Source organism: Mariniblastus fucicola, assembly GCF_008087665.1.
In the GTDB taxonomy this organism is placed as follows: Bacteria; Planctomycetota; Planctomycetia; order Pirellulales; family Pirellulaceae; genus Mariniblastus; species Mariniblastus fucicola.
Genome location: NZ_CP042912.1, coordinates 3,914,984 through 3,931,911, shown reverse-complemented (window position 1 = coordinate 3,931,911; position 16,928 = coordinate 3,914,984). Strand labels below are relative to the sequence as shown.

Genomic DNA, 16,928 nt, shown 5'->3' with positions numbered 1-16,928 from the left:
TGACAGACTACTAGCAACATGAGTACAATTTCTCAACCACTCAAATTTCAGCCGTTTGATGACAAAGGACCCGTTCGCATTTACCGAAACGGCTTTCTTCCTCATCTTCGCCAGGCAGGCTGCACCTATTTTGTCACTTTTCGCTTAGACGATTCAGTTCCCGAAAAAGTACTTCGACAGTGGAGGTCAGAACGCTTTGGTTGGCTCAAGGCCCGTAGTATCGAGATTGGAGAACCTGGTTTCAATGAGAAATTCGACGCTCTTTCTGAACAGGATAAGGCTTCATTTGAAAGGGCCTATGCAATCCGTCTTTTTGAAGAGTTAGATAAGTGCCACGGAAGCAACTGTCTTTCAATGAGTGAAGTTGCTAAAGTTGTTGCGGAATCGCTTGAGTTTTTCCATGGTAGCAGGTTGGAGATTGGCGACTATGTCGTTATGTCAAACCACGTCCATGCCTTGATAACCCCGTTGGCGTCGTTCGATCTTGAAAATGTTTTGCATTCGATAAAGAGCTTCTCTGCAAACAAGATTAATAAACGGTTATCGAAAACAGGGGCGCTTTGGATGTCAGAATCCTACGACAGGCTCGTACGTGACGAAAGTGAACTGCTTCGTACGCAAGAGTACATACGGGCAAATCCATCAAAAGCTGGATTGCAAGTCGAAGAATGTCCAATGAGGACGGTACAGTATTCTATCTACAGTGAGCTTCAATGCGAATGATTGCGGCTGGAAGCCACAACCACGAGAAAAACCATGAACGCTACTAACAACGAAAAATTTACGATCACCATCAACGGCAACCAATACCCTGCCTTCGCTGGCGAAACCGTCGTCGAGGTCGCGAATCGTGCCGGGATCAATATCCCAACACTCTGTCACGATCCGCGGCTCAAGCCCGCCGGCGCGTGTCGTGTTTGTCTGGTGGAAGTCGAAGGGCAACGCCGCATGCAGCCGGGTTGTGCGTGGAAAGTTCACCCCGGCATGGTCGTTACGACCGAGAGCCAGCGTATCGAACGCCACCGAACCGTGCTCTACAGCATGTACGCGGCGGATCATGAGACCGACGACAGCGGTACGCCGGTCGAAACCGCGAACGCGAACGAGCTCAGGCAACTCTGCCAAACCGTGACCCCGATCCCGCTCGAACCCGTCGATGCACCTCGCGCGGCCAGGCACGGCGACGACAATCCCTACATCGAATTCAACCCCGATCTGTGCATTCTCTGTGCTCGCTGCACGCGATACTGTGACGAAGTCGAAGCCGTCAATGCGATCACACTTTCAGGTCGCGGAAGCGAAACGACCATCGCGACTGCAGGACAACGCAGCCTGATCGACACCAGTTGCGAACTCTGCGGCGGGTGTATTGATACCTGTCCAACCGGTGCTCTGATCGAAAAGAAGGCGCCGAAGAACCTCGTTCAACTCGGCACCGAGAAAGTTCGCTCAACCTGCAACTTCTGTGGCGTCGGCTGTCAGCTGGACTTGCACGTCAGCAACGATCGCGTCGTCAAAGTCACCAGTCCTGAACCCGGTGAAACGCTCAATGATGGAAATCTATGTGTCAAAGGCCGCTTTGCCTATGACTTCATTCACCACGAAGACCGGATCACCGAACCGTTGATCCGCGACGAAAACGGCGTGCTTCAGCCAGCGACATGGGACGAAGCGATCAAAGCGACTGCGGATGGATTGCTGCGAGTCAAAGAAAGGCACGGAGCCGATTCGCTGGGCTTCATTTCTTCTTCGCGATGCACGGGTGAAGAAAACTATTTGATGCAAAAACTTTCCCGAGCCGCGTTCGGGACCAACAACATTCATCAGTGTGCCGCTACCTGACATGCTCCTACCGTCGCCGGTCTGGTGACTATGTTTGGAGCGGGTGCCATGACGAACGCGATCGATGAGATCCGCGACAGTGAGATGATGTTCGTGATTGGCTCGAATACGACTGAAGCTCATCCGATTATTGCGATGGAGATGAAGCGGGCTCGGCAGCGCGGTGCGAAACTGGTCGTCGCCGATCCGCGAGAAATCTGGCTTGCGGAAATGGCTGACATTCACATGCAGCTCAAACCCGGAACCGATGTTTGGCTGTTGCAGGCGATGGCACATGTGATCATCACCGAAGGGCTTTACGATCAGGACTTCATCGACAAACACACTGAAGGGTTCGATGCCGTTCAGGCCAAAGTTGCCAGCTACACGCCCGAAGAAGCCGAGAAAGTCACTGGCGTTCCGGCGGAAGACATCCGTACGGCGGCTCGTTGGTACGCGGAGACGAAGCACGCGGGAATCTACTACACGTTGGGCATCACCGAGCACACGCATGGCACGGACAACGTGTATTGTCTGGCGAATCTGGTGCTGATGACGGGGCATCTGGGCGTTCGCGCGGCCGGCATGAATCCGCTGCGGGGACAGAACAACGTTCAGGGTGCCAACGACGCCGGCGCGACGCCGATCTACTATCCTGGGTATCAGAAGGTCACCGACGACGACGTTCGACAGAAGTTCGAAGCCGCTTGGAATGCAGAACTTTCGCCGCACGATGGTTTGAACCTGAACGTGATGATGAAGGAGATGGCGGCGGGACGGATGAAAGCCGTTTACGTGATGGGTGAGGATATTGTGATCTCTGAGCCCAACGTTTCGAAAGTGGAAAAAGGTTTGAACAGCTGTGAGTTTGTGGTCTGCCAGGAGATTTTCCACAACGAGACCACTCGCTTTGCCGACGTCGTTTTGCCAGGAGCCTGCTTCGCGGAAAAGGATGGCGTGTTTACCAATAGCGACCGTCGCGTGCAGCGAGTCCGCAAAGCCGTCGATCCGCCGGGAAGTGCGCGACCGGATTGGCAGATCCTCTGCGATGTTGCTCGAGCCGCAGGTTACGCGATGCCACACTACCCGGGGCCGAAGGAGATCTTTGCGGAGTACGCGTCGCTGACGCCGAAGATTGCGGGGATCTCGTACGAGCGACTTGAAGACAACGTTCAGGGGTTGCAGTGGCCTTGCCCGGATCCGAACCATCCAGGAACGCCGACACTTCACAGCGACGGTCCGCTGATCGGAAAAGCTCCGTTTCAAGCGGTGGACTATCGGCCGAGTGCCGAGCTGCCAGACAACGATTATCCGCTGGTGCTTTCGACGGGTCGGACGCTTTACCACTACAACAGCGCAACGCAGACGCGGCGTGACGCCGGTCCCGTGGCCAAACAACGTCAGAACTTCATCGAGATGCATCGTGGCGATGCGAAGAGGTTGGGCGTATCCCACGGCGAAATCGTCAACGTCGCCTCACGCCGCGGAATGATTCAAGCCGAAGTCTGGGTGTCGCCCCGCGTACGTCGCGGTTGCGTCTGGATGCCAATGCACTTCGCGGAGCAGCGTGCGAACTTGCTGACCAACGACGCCGGCGATGCGGTCACAGGCACGGGCGAGTACAAAGTTTGTGCTGTTCGGGTCGAGAAAATTGCTGAGCCAGTAACGGCTTAGGCGATGAGGTCGTTGACGTTGAGCCGAAGGCGACATTGTTTCGAAGTGCCAAACGCCGACGCCTTCGTCTAGGCGTTAAACGAAAGCAAGAGCCTCGGTTCTACGGTGACGAAACCAGCCAGGATTCCCGGTGTCTTCATGATGGCTGTTTCGCATTGTTGTTCGCCGTTCTGTTGAGCCATGGAACAAGCGACGCCAATTCCAGCGACTCATCTTTTGTAAATGTGATGCGACGGAAGCCAATGCCGAGGGCTTCTGCAATCTTTTGGTCGTCGTCTTTGAAGCCCAGCCAGCCAGATCCGTTTCCGGAACATATGTGAGCCGTGTTGAACAGGTGCAGGTAAGTCCACGAACCGTTGCCTTCTTCAGCAAGCAGCCCGATATGCCAATGCTGATTGCGATCGACAAAACGATCCAGAAAGATCACTTCGCGAAGTTGCTTGACGGAGTACTTTGACGCCAGACGCGGCAGCTCAACGATGCCTGTTACTTTATCAAAAACCAGAAACGGTTCTTTTCCCGTCAAGTGATTTATCCAGCTGAACATGGCGATCATGGTGGGCACGATAAGAATTGCACCGCCAATGACAATGCCCCACGCTGCCATTTCTTTGATGCCCATGCAAACAAATGTGATGGAGATTGCGGCCAAAACAAAGTACATCCAGATCGCAACAAATTTTGGTGGGATGGTTTGAGGCCCGACTTTAAAGAACTTGCTATCTTCGTCAAACTTCTGCGGCGAACCGCCCATCAAGCCATAGCCAAGGTCCGTTCCAAGTTGTCGATCGCCAGGACGAGCGTCGAAAATTGCGATCCGTCTCTCAATTGGCCGAGTCAGATTGGAAACTTCAGGCACCTTTTCGGTTACTCCTCGTCTACGGTTTCCGGTGGTCCCGGAAACGTCACACCGCGATAAAGCTCACTCAACGGCAACTCCATGCCGATTTCAGGCAGAGGAATGACTGCGGAGAGTTCTTCGTAAAGCTGAGAATCAAAGCATTCGTCGTTGCGGCGGTCGACTTTCACACATGGCGTTCCCTGTTCGACGCGGAGATAGACTTGCAGTGAATTAATCGAAAGGTATCCATCCCGTTTTTCTTTTTCATCCGTCCGCCTGGTCGACTCGGAGATTACCTCAACGACTACAACCGGTTTGTCCTGAAAGGTGTCTGTGTCCGGATTGGAATCGCAATCCACCATCGCGTCCGGATAATAAAAGCGCGTTCCACCGGATTGTTGAATTCGAATTTTCGTGTCGGAGTTGAAAGCCATGCACGGACTTTCGCGAAGTTGGCCTCCCATCGATATCGTTGCATTGGTGGCGATCATGTTGTGGCGATTCCTCGCCCCGACCATTGCGTAAACCACGCCGTCAACAAATTCATGTCGTCGCTTGGCATCCAACTCGCCTTTCAAATAGTCGGCGATCGAAGTCTTCTGAAGTGACTTTGCGTTGCTCATATTGCAATAATAGCGAACCAATCGCCCCAATTCAATTTTGAATGGAGGATTGATGGTTTTCTGTCGCAATTCGTTACAATCTTCCGCAACCAGATCCAACTTTTTTCCTGCTGGAGATCACCATGCAACGCCGCGAATTTTTGAAATCGACTGCTGCTTCAACCGTTCTCCTTTCTGCTGCCGGAGGGACTGCGTTTGCGTTTGATGACGAAGCCGCCTGTTGCGATCGAACGTATGCGTCACCCGCCGACGCAATGAAAGCGCCGCCGGAAACGATTGCCTACGTTCCGGCGATCTATGCGGGAACTGATGTCAACAAACCGGATTACCTTGCGACCATCGATGTCGATCCTGACTCAAAGACATACAGTCAGGTCATCTCTCGCTTGCCCATGCCCAATGTCGGCGACGAACTGCACCACTTTGGATGGAATGCCTGCAGTAGTTGTCATGGCGAAGATGGCAAGCACCGTCGCTACATCGTCCTGCCAGGCATTGGGTCGGGGCGGATTCACATCGTCGACACAGAGGATCCTAAGAATCCGAAGCTCCACAAAGTCATCGAAGGCAAAGACATCGCGGAAAAGCTGAATCTATCCGCGCCGCACACGGTTCACTGTCTGGCTGATGGCAACATCATGATTTCGATGCTGGGCGATGCCAAAGGCGACGGACCTGGCGGATTCATGTTGCTTGACGAAGAGTTCAACATCAAGGGTCGCTGGGAGAACGACCTGACCGGTATGAAATTCAACTACGACTACTGGTATCAGCCGCGCCACAACGTGATGGTTTCCAGCGAGTGGGGATCGCCGAATACTGTTTCACAGGGTTTCAAGCTGGAAGACGTCCAAGCCGGAAAGTACGGGCAGCAATTGCATTTCTGGGACTGGAAAGAGAAGAAGATCAACCAGTCGCTCGACCTCGGCGAAACAGGAATGATTCCTCTGGAAGTCCGCTTTCACCATGACCCCGACAGCGTTCACGGTTTCGTCGGAGCGGCACTGAGCAGCACCATCTGGCACTGGTGCAAGGAAGGCGACAAGTGGACTGCGGACTCAGTCGTGGCGGTCGAATCGGTCGAAACCGAAGGTTGGCCTTTCCCGGTTCCGGGCCTGATCACGGATCTGGTTCTGTCGATGGACGACAAGTATTTGTACTTCTCCAACTGGCTGCACGGCGACATTCGCCAGTACGACGTTTCCGATCCGGCGAAGCCAAAGCTGGTCGGACAGGTTTGGCTTGGTGGCGTGATTGGCAAGGGTGAGCCTGTCGCTGGTCGCAAGCTTGGCGGCGGCCCGCAGATGTTGCAGCTCAGCCTCGATGGCAAACGACTTTACGTCACCAGTTCACTCTACAGTCCGTGGGACAACCAGTTCTATCCGGACATGAAAACGGAAGGTTGCTACATGTTGCAGATCGATTGCAACACGGACAGCGGCGGGCTTTCAGTCAATGAAAAGTTCATGGTCGACTTCGGCAAAGAGCCCGGCGGTCCAGCTCGGGCTCACGAGATCCGTTTTCCGGGTGGCGATTGCACTTCGGATATCTGGGTTTAGTTCCGAAGAGCCTTCGACCAGCCGAACTACTTTACTCGAACCAGTTTCATCAAGCGGCCGGACACGTTCCAGTCCTGGACATAGAGGTTGCCTTCTTTGTCCCAGTACGATCCGTGGGTGCCGCTAAACGTGCCTTCGATCCAGTCTTTCTGCGGAACGTTGAAATTGCGTCGTGTGTCCGGATTTGTGTTGTGCCCCAAAACAGCCATGATCGTGTTGCTCTTGTCGAGGATCACGAGTCGGCCATGAAGATCAGGCACCGAAACGTAGTCGCCCTGGATGGCAACCGAGGTTGGCATGCCGAGTCCAGTGACGACTTCTTCGATGAAGTTGCCGTCCAGATCGTAGTGGACCAGGCGGCCTTTGGGTTGGTGGTTCCGATCGCAGATTAACAGTCGTGGTTTGTCATAACGCGTATCCAGCGTCATGCCGTGACAGGTGTTGAACTGTTTCAGGTCGTTGCCCTTTTCACCGAAGTGGCTCAGGTACTTGCCCGTTTTGTCGAATCGAAAAATAAGATTGCTGGCGTACCCATCGGCCACATAGATGTCTCCATTTTCGGCGACGGTAATTGCCGTTGGGCGATAGGCTTTGGGCTTCAACCCTGAGGCTTCCGGGAATGGCATCTTCAAAACAATCTCGCCGCCGTGAGCCTTGAACTTGACCGCTTCGGCTGCTTCGTTGCGAGCACCATAGATGTATTCGATTCCGTCTTCGGTGCGAATTTCGATGTCGTGCATATTGGAGTAATCTTTGCCCAGGTACGATTTCACGACTTGGCCTTCAGGCGTAAAAACGTAGACGCCCTGTTTCGCGCTGGTGTAAATATGACCCGCCGAATCGACAACGACACCGCCATGTGTTGGCCCAATCGCGGAGTTGCCGTCAGGACGCAGTCCCCAGCCAGGAACCGTGTCAAAGGTCATCATGCCGCATCCCATCCGAACAGGAGCTACGGTTTCAGCATCCTGCGCGGACACAGCGTGAGTCGTAAGAGCCAAGCCAACGATGGCGAGAGAGCAAAAGAGAGTCTTCATGGATGTTCCTGTTTGGGTGGCCAATTGAACGCTCAATTAGAACGCGAGCGGTTGATTCTTTGTAGTGGCGTGCGTGCGAGAATCGAGTTCGTCATGCTTTTGCCCTGCCCGGGCATGCTGCAACGAAATCAGCCTTGAATGCGGCAGCCAACGGTCCCGAAACGAATCGAGTAGTTTAGTCAGATCGTTTTTAGCGGCTCAAGCCGACGCGGCGGCGGGCCAGCAAACAGCCGTCTTCTCCGACTTCAAAATCACGACAGTTCCGTGGTCTCGAATCGTAATGTCGACAGCGATACGGCGACGCCTCACCATCACCATCGAGCGCAACACATAGCCCATCAGGCCTGGGAACGCCATGCTCACCATCGTCACGAAGTTGAACCAGTTCAGGGTGAAGCCTCTTGAACGGATCGTCATCAGTCACAGTCAGAATATCAAATCCCTCGCGACAGCAGGCTCCACAAGAACCGCAGTCTTCGATCGTAAACTTCGGTTCCCACTTCTCACAAGCATGCTCATCGCGCTTAACCGCGGGAGCAGGCTGCTCAAACTCCTTGTGCTGACGGCATCCCAGAATGGAACCTGCATCATCGTCAGAAGACGCCCAGGCACACGTGCCACACTTCAAGCTATCCGATTCTGACAACAGCGATCCCAGTCGATGGCGAGGCTTAGTAATGCTCCAGAGCGACGATGGCTCCGTCGCACCACGGACCGCGTCGGCAATCGTCGCGGTCGCGGACAGGGCACGCTTGAGCACCGCTTCGAAGGGTTCCAAACGCGACATGAAGTGGCCGTCTTGAGCCAACGGGATCGCCGGATCATCTCCATCGCCCAGTGGATCTTCCGGGAGCGACTCCCAGTACGGACGCCAGTCGGTCGTCACCGCCATAAATGATCGCAGCCCGTAAGGACGTGAAAGTGCGGCTTGTAGGCGGATCGCAGCATACTCATAGACAATATCGCTATCGTCGATGCTGGAAAGCCCCCAATCTTCCAGCTGGAAACCTCGTCGCCCGGCAATCATCCAGTGACAAATCTCATGGAAGATCATTTGCGCCAAACAGTCATCTGCATCGAAGTGTTCGGCCGTCGCAATAGTAAGCGTGCCATTGCCGTCATAGGCCGCAAATGCGTCTGCCGACCGAGCGATCTTGAGGCCCAGATCCGCCGCTGCTTTTAGCCAGATCAGATCGACCGGATCCTGGTAACTGTGATTGATGGAACGTTCGAACATGTTGGCTTGGTGCGGGCGAAAATTGGCGAGCACTTGATTTATGCCACGTCTGCGATGTTTAGGAAAGTCGTAAATGCAGTGTGCGGGATATTGCCCAAGAAAGCCATGTAGGTCTACGAAAGTTTTGCATGGTCCATCGGGTTGCATATTTCCGCCTAACGAAAAGAGCCTCCTCGATTTTTGGAATCGAGGAGGCTGATCGAGAAAGCTTGGTTCAGATAGGCTCTATTGAGTCAGAATGGTCGGCAGGTTGTTGGCGATTTCTTCGAAGATTTTCGACAAACCTGCTCCCGAGTCGGTGTGATAGTGCTTGCCGCGCCCGTACATGGCGACGTCAGCCATTTTGCTTTTCCCGTTCGCTGACACACCCGGTGTGAATGTGATCGTGTGAACGATCACGTCCTGATGGGCAAGTTCCTCTCGGGCGACATCGACGGGATCGTCGCCGGTGTTACTATCGCCATCGGTCAGCACAACAATCGTCTTAGCTGCAAACGCTCGCGCTCTCGCGTCAGTGTCGTCGACAGTCATGTTCCGAATCAGCCAGGCTCCTTCTCGCATCGAGTCGCCGATGGCGGTACCAGCATAGGGGCAGATCGTGGGAAGAACGTCTCTGATCGAAATCGTTGAACCCTCATAGGGCACGTCATAGCCTGGCTCGCTACTGTCGTTGACGTAGGCCGCGGGGAACCCATCGTCCTGAAGACCGTAGTCGAAATCAGGGTTCTTGTTACTGTTCTGCGTATCAGGCGAAGCATTGAACGGTAGGATCGCGACCTGCTCCTTTTGAACCGTACCGTCTCGTACTGTTCCATCCGGGTCAACTCCGCCACCAAGTACATTCAGGAACACGTTAACTCCTCGTTCAAGGTGATACCATCGGCTATAGGCAGGGGCCTGGCGACTATTGATCTGAGAAGAAGAACTAATGCTCGAGTTATTTAATTTGTACCGGTAACGATAATCATGAGCATACAATGCCATGTTCGTCGTCAGTTCCTCACGTTGTTGGTCCGTCGTAAGTCCATCAGCCCATGTGTCAGGGTCGTCGCCAAGTGTGTGCTGGTTGTTCTGATCAACCTCTAACCAGTATATTACGTTTTTCGTGTACCAACGATCGTAAACGCCATCCTTCCCGTCCTGATATTCGGAGTTGCTGATCTTGTAGCGAGTTTCGCTACTTCCACCACTTCGTGTTCTTTGGTTCGAGTAATTTAGCCGGTAATCGTTGCGTGATGGAAAGCTTGGATAGACGGCGAATTCTGCCTCCGTCATATATGGTCCGTGTGACGAGTTGCTCCAACTACCCGACGAGTCCGCCCTTCTCCATTGAACGCGGTATTCATAAGTCGTTTCACTTTCGACTGTATACGTTTCCTGGCTGAGATCGTAAAGCGTGTCTTCAAACAACGCTTCGTCTTCGAAATAAATCATCGAGCCTGATCGATCGAGCACGAGGACCAAATCGCGGTCAACCTGTGTTGAAACAGCGTCAGCTTTGACTGTGAACGAATCGGCCATGCCTGCCGCCCCGATCGCATGCGGCAGTTCTATGTCGTTACTGATAATTCGAAAGCTACTCGGGATCTGGTTGCCGACCGTGGGCTGGAACTGATACGGTGCCATGGTGCCGTTGCTTCGCAAGACTCGCGTTGAACGGCCAAACTGCATGTCTGATTCCGAGATTGCGGCTGGGCTGCCTGCTACCTTGTTCATGGCTGCAATTTCAGCGGCAAAATCAATCACTTCTGCTTTTGTTTCCGCGAGAGTCTGCACTGAGCCATCTGCATTGGGCCTTGGCGTCCCCAATCGACGCCCTCCGGCGTGGGTGGCGGCATCGACTGCAATTTGCATTTCAGTATCTGACAGCTGGACGTATGCCAGATTGATTGCAATCGCACTGATAACGAGAAGTGCTGGAAGGACGATAGCGAACAAAGGAACAATTGCCCCTCGACGTTGGTAAGCAACTTTTTGCATTGGTTTCTCCGGTTGCGTCAGAACCCCAACCAAAGTTGCTGGTTCGGGAACAAAGTGTTATTTCTGATTAGGCGTTATCGTTGAACATCGTTAGACGTTGGGCATCTTTTGGGTATCATCAATCTGCGTAAGCTTCAGCCGGATTAAAAAATCCGCTATAGCGTTCCGAGCGGACACGAACTTGTGATCCGATTTCCCGGTCTTCGACCCAGCTTGAAAAGAAAGCTGGGAGCACAACGGTTGCGTTGTCAAAGGGAACACTTGCTTCCACGTGAAATTCGACAGCTGAACTATCGAATTCGTCGGTTGTGTTGACCGGCATAACGTGGCCGTCGTCGTCAAGATAAACTTGCCCGACGATGATTGCACCTTCTGCCGGCTCCAAACCAAAAAGGTTCAGGTACTCATCGACGGCTTCAATGGTGTCTTCTCTGGTCGCGCCTTCGGTCATGGCAAGGCGGCCGGCTCGATAGACCGCGTTTTGGACGACGTGTCGAGCGAGACTGAGTCTCGCAAAGTCCAAACTGATCACCGAGAATAGAACGAAAATCGGAATGACCATCGCGAACTCCACCGCAGTGGCTCCGCGACGTTCCGCGCGACGGTTAGATCGTTTCAATCGAAGTGTTTTCAACATGGTTTTGAGTTCTGAAAGATGGTTCAGTCGACGGTAATGTTTCCAATAGGTTTATCGAATTCACGCACCATGGTGGCGCTCGCTTCGATCTTGCGATTTAGCAGGTGCTTGAAAACGGGTGTAGCGTTCTCATCAGATGGCGCCACAATCCGTACCGTGATAGGATCAAGGGCGTCAAGGTCCTCAACAGCCAAGCCGTCTCGGGTGATCAGAAAGATTCCGTACTCGTCGCCCGGTTCAGCGAATTCAGTCGTGGAGGCTTCACCAAGACTGACGTTTCTGAATTCAAGAATTTGAGAGGTCCGAGTCAATATGTCGGCATTCGTGGTGCCTCGGCCAACCCCGGCCCGTACGCTTTCATAGGCGCAAACCGACAAAGATTGCTTGACGAGATATCCCGCACAAGATTCGAGGGTTCCAAAAATGATTGGGATCAGAACTACCAAGCAAAGGGCGCACTCGACCGTCGAAGTACCCTTTCGATTCGGTTTCCTCAGTTGGGACCGAAAAGATTTGGCAGCTTGAGGCTTCGAGTTTCGATTAAAACACGAAAACATAGCGTTGGACTTTTGTTTGAGTTGGATACGTTAGCTGGACCAGCAAGTCCAGTGCGAACGCGATTGAGGACCTATTGCAACGTACGATTGATTCACGGCGCGATCGGAGCAAAGTTGTGCGGCCGACGCGAAAAAGTGTCTAAAGAACCAGCTGATGCATATAATCGTCGCGACCCTTCGATCTTCAATCCGGTTAGAAGGATTCGGTTGGTTATCCCGACTTCGAAGCTCAAAACTCGTCAAACTGTCGAAGTCGAATCCGTCCTCACTGTTGCGACAGCAATGCTCGAGGTTGAAGCAAACCGCCCGTAGCAAACTTCTTTGGGCCGGACTGACGATTGACCAGTCCGCGCATCCATCTGTTTCTTACGTGCCATTTGCTGACGGTTGCCAACTGCAACGTGGCTTCCGTTTTACGAAAACTCAGGTTACTCAATTTAGTTCAGGGCAAACCCGAACTACTTGCATTCATGCCGATTGCTTTCAAAGGAAACAGAATATTTGCACCAGTTGTCGGTGCATGGAATCGTCGGTGGGGTACGGTTTTTAAGGTCGGACGCGAAACTGAGAATCGATATGTTGTCGCGAACTGACTCTTGTTGGTGATTCCTCGTCGCGGTTTGGTCTCAGCCAATTTTGACCAGCCATTTTCTACTTTTATTGCCGCCCGGTTCAGACCGGCGCAACGCGGATAAGATCAATCGAGCAAAATCATGAATCCAACGGTTCTTCTTGTTGATGACAATCACAACCTGCTCCGCGGTTTGATGCGAACGCTGAGCGAGCAGCCATTGGACGTAATTTGCGCAAGGTCTGCTGAAGAAGCCATGCATATGTTGAAACGAAAAGGCGTCGACGTCATCGTTTCCGACGAATCGATGCAGGGAATGAAAGGCACAGAGTTGCTATGCTGGGTCGCCGAGCATTTTCCGGAAACCGCACGGATCATTTTGACCGGTCAACCAAGTGTGCCCAGCATGCAGGCTGCGATCAATGAGGCAGGCGTGTATCGCTATCTGCTGAAGCCAGTCAAAGAACTAGAGCTGGTCAAGACGATTTGGGACGCTCTCGAAATGCATGCGACTGATCAGGCTGCCGCCTCCGGGAACTAGCCGAACGTTGGCGTTGGTTCAACGTGCGAGCCAGCAATCGTGTTAGGCCGCAGCGGGTGCCAAGAATCTGCGTTTACAGGGGATCGATAGAAAACGATTCGGATATGATGGGAAGCGATCGTTCGTTGGCCCACAAAATCCAGAATCGTCTTATGCAAATTCGAACCGTTTTCGCAGTCCTTTTTTCACTTTGTCTGATACTCGCGACGTCCAGCGTTGCTCAGGAGTCCGACTCAGCCTTTGTTCCCAAACAATATCCGGAAGTCTACAAACCGAACTGGGAATCGCTTTCCAAACACGGTAGTGCACCGGAATGGCTCGATGACGCCAAGTTGGGGATTTACTTTCACTGGGGGCCATACAGCGTTCCGGCTTTCAAGACTGAGTGGTATCCGCGTTGGATGCACATGAAGAATCCCAAAAAATGGGGCTCTGGTTCGCGAGAGTACCACATCGAGAACTATGGTCCGGTCGAGGAATTCGGCTATCACCACTTCATTCCGATGTTTACTGCCGAACATTTCGATCCGCAAGAATGGGCTGAGCTCTTTCAGGCAGTCGGTGCGAAATTCGCCGGACCGGTGGCTCAGCACCACGACGGTTTCTCGATGTGGGACAGTCAGGTCAATCCGAACAACGCCAAAGCCGAAGGCCCCAAACGCGACATCACGGGTGAGTTGTTGGCCGAGCTGAAGAAGCGGAACATGAAAACGATCGCCACGTTTCATCATTCGTTTACCGGGCAGCGCAGCCGAGACGGCAAGCCTGTCGAGGGGCGGACGATGAGCTATTATCCGTATGACAAGGACCTGTTCACGTCGACGGACGACCCCAAACTTCGCAAACTCTATGGCAATATGCCGGAGGCCGAATTCAACGAATATTGGCTGAATCTTGTCCAGGAAGTTGTCGACAAATACGAACCCGACGCGATCTGGTTCGATTCGTGGCTGGACGTCATCCCCGAAAACTATCGCCAACGCATGGCGGCTCATCATTTCAACGCCGCGGAGTCGCGTGGGCAGAAAGTTGCCTTGATCTGCAAACAGGAAGACTTGCCGAACGATCTGCGTGTCCTCGACATTGAACAAGGCGGTTTGAAAGAGATGCCGGATCGCGTCTGGATGACTGACGTTACGCTCAGCACCAACGGTTGGTGCTTTGTGCAGAACCAAAAGTACAAACCGCTTCCGCTGCTGGTGCGAAACATGGTCGACGTGTGGAGTAAACGTGGCGTTGTATTGCTGAATATCTCTCCCAAAGCCGATGGCGTGATCATCGATGAGCAACGTCAGCGACTCAAGGGGCTTGGCGAATTCATGAAGCTGTACGGCGAGGCCATCTATGGGACGCGTCCGCACGCGATCTACGGTTACGGCGAAGCCCAAATTAAAGACGGCCATTTCGGAGGTCAATCCGCGACCAACAAATACTCGTCGAAGGATGTTCGCTTCACGCGTTCCACGGACGGCAAAAAGATATTCGTGTTTTTGCTTGGCCAGCCAGAAGCTGGTTCAACTCTCGCCATCAAACACCTGGCGATCGGTTCCACTGGCGAATTCATCATTGACGAAGTCGTGCAACTGGGCAGCGATCAGACGCTGGATTGGAAGTTTGAAGAAGGCGTCCTGAAATTCACTGCTCTCGCACCAACGAAGGCCAATGAGATCGCAACCGTGTTTAAGGTCACGATCAAATAGCTTGGTGGCGTAGCGTAATGCGAAAGTCATTGCCGGGTCTGGCTGTTGTTGTCGGCGAGCACGGATCTAAAATGGTGAACCAGCGCGACGGCGCTGGCGAGCCGTTTGCCGGCTCGACCCTGGTGGCGTGCGGCGAAAGTTGAGCAATCGTTTGCGTTGAGAAACTCCGTCAAATCCGGAAACTCGTTTCGTGGATCGAAGTTGATTGCTTTGAGCAATTCGTAGTCGGGAACCTGAACTCCAGTTCGCGCGAGCAGTCGAATCGTCTTCTGATTGGGCACGATCAGCAAATCGTCGGGCCGAAGAAAATGATTCCAGCGCTCGCAAAACGTCGGAACGGAAACCTGGCTCTCGAAATCGGACTGTGAAAGCCCCATGTGATCCAGGTTGGCTTGCGAAATCGGTTTGGCGGGCGTAATCGTTTGGCAGAACGAGTCTGCAGGGCCTTGATTTTCCGACATCCGCTGGGCGATGCAATAAACCGGAGGCTCTTTCGCGGCCAGTTTCTTGAGACGATTAAGTTCCGTCCACGGCATACCCGCCTGATAATCGACAGGCGTTGCCTCGGCGTAGGCGACAACGATTTGCGACGGATCACGGCGAAAGGAGCTAGGAATATTCGGCGTTTCCATCTTCGGCCGCGGTGAACCGTCCCCGTAGCTGGCGTTCGGATGAGCCAACTGTTGTTCGACCATCGTGTTGAACGCCTGGGAAAGTTCATCCAGCCCTGTCGTGTGAGGCTCAAGCTGCTGCAGCGATTGCACGGTCGCTTCGAGCGTCGACAATGAAGTGTCCGTCGGTTCCAGGCGAATTCGATATTGACCCGGAGTCGAGGGAGCCAGCTTTACCTGTGGCAGCTGATGCAATTGCGGAACGTCGCGAAACAGCGTTTTGGCTTGATCCCAGGTCCCGTCGATGATGACCAGCTGTTTGGGAAGTTCTTCCTCACTTAACTCGTCCAGCAGTCGCGAACCTTTACCCGGATACAGCAACGCTGCGCCGTCGCCGATCGGCAAGTCGCGGGCGGCAAACGTCTCGTTTCTGTCAAACAGTAACTTGCACCGAACCAGAGCCTGATTCACGATTCGTGCCGTGTTGAAAGGGTGCGAACGCTCGCGTTGGTGCTGCAGGATCAGTACGTCCGTTTGGTTGTCGACTCGAGGAATTGCCGCACAAAAACAGTGCTGGACCGGTCGATAGCATCCATAACAGCGCTCGCGAAACTCTCCTTCCGGCAGAGTTCGAATTCGTTGTTGAATTTTGGAGGAGCGATTCATGGAGCCAGGCTGGGAAAATCAACTGTCTGTTTGAGCTGCGACGATTTTGCGGTCCGGCGATAGACGATCTTTAACAACGCCAGCCCGACGACTCACAGGCTGCGGAACACTGGTTCCGGGAGCGCTACTGCACGGCGGAACCCTCCAATTTGAGAAACGGCCGAAACCGGTTTCGTTGGCTGGGTAGTTATGGAGCATCAAATTTTGCAGCTATACGTCTACAATCACACGAAACGCGATTCTTTACAAGTCGCTGCCAAACCGTCGTCGCAATGAACGAAACGATCATTCGAGTGGGCTGTTGAAGCAGAAGCGGTTGACAGAGAATCGTGATTGACTGGCGGTTGATGCAAGTCAAAGAGATTATTAGCCAAACCAAACTGAAAAGGGATGAGTGATGAAGAATTTGATATTGATGGCGATCGCATTGGTTTCAGCCGTTGCGTTGGCCGGCTGTGAATCGAAAACGCAAGCGGATCCTGCGTCCGACACCGACGCGGCTGATGTGACGACAGACGTCTCGTTGACGCTGACTCCAGAATCAAAGGCCAAGCTGGCGTTGGCGGACGAGGTAGATGGCAAGGCAGATAAAGTCATAGAAAACTGCTACACCTGTGCGTTGGGAATGAAAGGTAAACCTGAGATCGCAACCAAAGTCGAAGGTTACGAGCTGCATTTCTGCGGCCAATCCTGCTGCGACTATCTGGAAAAAGACGCCGAAAAGGTCATCGCCGCGACGAAGATTCCGGAACCTAAAACCGAAGAGTAGCCATCCTGTTGCGATGGCTGCCGAGGGCCGCTCGCACCGATATCGGTGGGAGGCCGCAGACAAAAACGGCAGAGACAAACGAAAAAGGCCGATGCTTGAAATTG

Annotated in this window: 14 protein-coding genes and 1 pseudogene; 6 read left to right on the top strand and 9 right to left on the bottom strand. The window is 53.3% G+C overall.

The features are described from left to right. The first annotated feature begins 18 nt into the window (after nt 1-18). Nucleotides 19-723, top strand: coding sequence for a transposase (locus tag MFFC18_RS14345; protein WP_075085917.1), 705 nt, complete (start codon nt 19-21; stop codon nt 721-723). 33 nt (nt 724-756) lie between these two features. Next, nucleotides 757-3,495 carry a formate dehydrogenase subunit alpha gene (fdhF, locus tag MFFC18_RS25495; RefSeq protein WP_244949098.1) on the top strand — a complete coding sequence of 913 codons (2,739 nt, stop codon included), beginning with the start codon at nt 757-759 and terminating at the stop codon, nt 3,493-3,495. A gap of 136 nt (nt 3,496-3,631) precedes the next feature. On the opposite strand, the gene MFFC18_RS14330 is transcribed toward fdhF, so the two are convergent. Together MFFC18_RS14330 and MFFC18_RS14325 are read right to left on the bottom strand one after the other, a co-directional pair. Next, nucleotides 3,632-4,354 (bottom strand): hypothetical protein, encoded by a 723-nt coding sequence (locus MFFC18_RS14330; RefSeq protein WP_075085919.1) that lies wholly within the window; start codon nt 4,352-4,354, stop codon nt 3,632-3,634. Between the two features lie 8 nt (nt 4,355-4,362). Next, on the bottom strand, nt 4,363-5,028 hold the full coding sequence (locus MFFC18_RS14325; RefSeq protein WP_202907575.1) for a Uma2 family endonuclease: 666 nt from the start codon (nt 5,026-5,028) through the stop codon (nt 4,363-4,365). 53 nt (nt 5,029-5,081) lie between these two features. Here MFFC18_RS14325 and MFFC18_RS14320 point away from each other — a divergent pair, with 53 nt between their 5' ends. After that, entirely contained in the window at nt 5,082-6,518 is a 1,437-nt protein-coding gene (locus MFFC18_RS14320) for a selenium-binding family protein (RefSeq protein WP_084417348.1), read from the top strand. 26 nt (nt 6,519-6,544) lie between these two features. Here MFFC18_RS14320 and MFFC18_RS14315 read toward each other — a convergent pair whose 3' ends face one another. From MFFC18_RS14315 to MFFC18_RS25820, 6 genes and pseudogenes are all read right to left on the bottom strand, one after another. After that, complete coding sequence (locus MFFC18_RS14315; RefSeq protein WP_075085920.1) at nt 6,545-7,555, bottom strand: 6-bladed beta-propeller; 1,011 nt, start codon at nt 7,553-7,555, stop codon at nt 6,545-6,547. Between the two features lie 190 nt (nt 7,556-7,745). Next, on the bottom strand, nt 7,746-8,792 hold the full coding sequence (locus MFFC18_RS14310; RefSeq protein ID WP_157665226.1) for a YkgJ family cysteine cluster protein: 1,047 nt from the start codon (nt 8,790-8,792) through the stop codon (nt 7,746-7,748). A 225-nt stretch (nt 8,793-9,017) separates the two neighbouring features. After that, the gene (locus tag MFFC18_RS14305; protein WP_075085921.1) at nt 9,018-10,772 is read right to left on the bottom strand and encodes a pilus assembly protein TadG-related protein; all 1,755 of its coding nucleotides are present in this window, start codon (nt 10,770-10,772) and stop codon (nt 9,018-9,020) included. A 118-nt stretch (nt 10,773-10,890) separates the two neighbouring features. After that, the gene (locus MFFC18_RS14300) at nt 10,891-11,409 is read right to left on the bottom strand and encodes a TadE/TadG family type IV pilus assembly protein (RefSeq protein WP_075085922.1); all 519 of its coding nucleotides are present in this window, start codon (nt 11,407-11,409) and stop codon (nt 10,891-10,893) included. Between the two features lie 23 nt (nt 11,410-11,432). Continuing rightward, nucleotides 11,433-11,720, bottom strand: coding sequence for a hypothetical protein (locus MFFC18_RS14295; RefSeq protein ID WP_148618881.1), 288 nt, complete (start codon nt 11,718-11,720; stop codon nt 11,433-11,435). A 48-nt stretch (nt 11,721-11,768) separates the two neighbouring features. Next, a pseudogene (locus tag MFFC18_RS25820) lies at nt 11,769-11,966 on the bottom strand (TadE/TadG family type IV pilus assembly protein); the annotation flags it as partial. Between the two features lie 713 nt (nt 11,967-12,679). Between MFFC18_RS25820 and MFFC18_RS14290 the strand changes: the two are divergent. Continuing rightward, complete coding sequence (locus MFFC18_RS14290; protein WP_075085925.1) at nt 12,680-13,078, top strand: response regulator; 399 nt, start codon at nt 12,680-12,682, stop codon at nt 13,076-13,078. A gap of 152 nt (nt 13,079-13,230) precedes the next feature. Beyond that, entirely contained in the window at nt 13,231-14,778 is a 1,548-nt protein-coding gene (locus MFFC18_RS14285; protein ID WP_075086107.1) for an alpha-L-fucosidase, read from the top strand. Between the two features lie 26 nt (nt 14,779-14,804). Here the strand turns inward: MFFC18_RS14285 and MFFC18_RS14280 are convergent, their stop codons facing one another. Beyond that, nucleotides 14,805-16,055 (bottom strand): tRNA-uridine aminocarboxypropyltransferase, encoded by a 1,251-nt coding sequence (locus tag MFFC18_RS14280; protein ID WP_075085926.1) that lies wholly within the window; start codon nt 16,053-16,055, stop codon nt 14,805-14,807. 397 nt (nt 16,056-16,452) lie between these two features. On the opposite strand from MFFC18_RS14280, the gene MFFC18_RS14275 reads away from it, so the two are divergent. Next, nucleotides 16,453-16,824, top strand: coding sequence for a hypothetical protein (locus MFFC18_RS14275; protein ID WP_148618880.1), 372 nt, complete (start codon nt 16,453-16,455; stop codon nt 16,822-16,824). Nucleotides 16,825-16,928 lie beyond the last annotated feature (104 nt).

Bases quoted from the DNA above. Each gene is read 5' to 3' on its own strand.
- MFFC18_RS14315 (WP_075085920.1), bottom strand. From the start codon at position 7,555: ATGAAGACTCTCTTTTGCTCTCTCGCCATCGTTGGCTTGGCTCTTACG.
- MFFC18_RS14290 (WP_075085925.1), top strand. From the start codon at position 12,680: ATGAATCCAACGGTTCTTCTTGTTGATGACAATCACAACCTGCTCCGC.
- MFFC18_RS14280 (WP_075085926.1), bottom strand. From the start codon at position 16,055: ATGAATCGCTCCTCCAAAATTCAACAACGAATTCGAACTCTGCCGGAA.
- MFFC18_RS14300 (WP_075085922.1), bottom strand. From the start codon at position 11,409: ATGTTGAAAACACTTCGATTGAAACGATCTAACCGTCGCGCGGAACGT.
- MFFC18_RS14285 (WP_075086107.1), top strand. From the start codon at position 13,231: ATGCAAATTCGAACCGTTTTCGCAGTCCTTTTTTCACTTTGTCTGATA.
- MFFC18_RS14320 (WP_084417348.1), top strand. From the start codon at position 5,082: ATGCAACGCCGCGAATTTTTGAAATCGACTGCTGCTTCAACCGTTCTC.
- MFFC18_RS14345 (WP_075085917.1), top strand. From the start codon at position 19: ATGAGTACAATTTCTCAACCACTCAAATTTCAGCCGTTTGATGACAAA.
- MFFC18_RS14310 (WP_157665226.1), bottom strand. From the start codon at position 8,792: ATGTTCGAACGTTCCATCAATCACAGTTACCAGGATCCGGTCGATCTG.
- MFFC18_RS14305 (WP_075085921.1), bottom strand. From the start codon at position 10,772: ATGCAAAAAGTTGCTTACCAACGTCGAGGGGCAATTGTTCCTTTGTTC.
- MFFC18_RS14275 (WP_148618880.1), top strand. From the start codon at position 16,453: ATGAAGAATTTGATATTGATGGCGATCGCATTGGTTTCAGCCGTTGCG.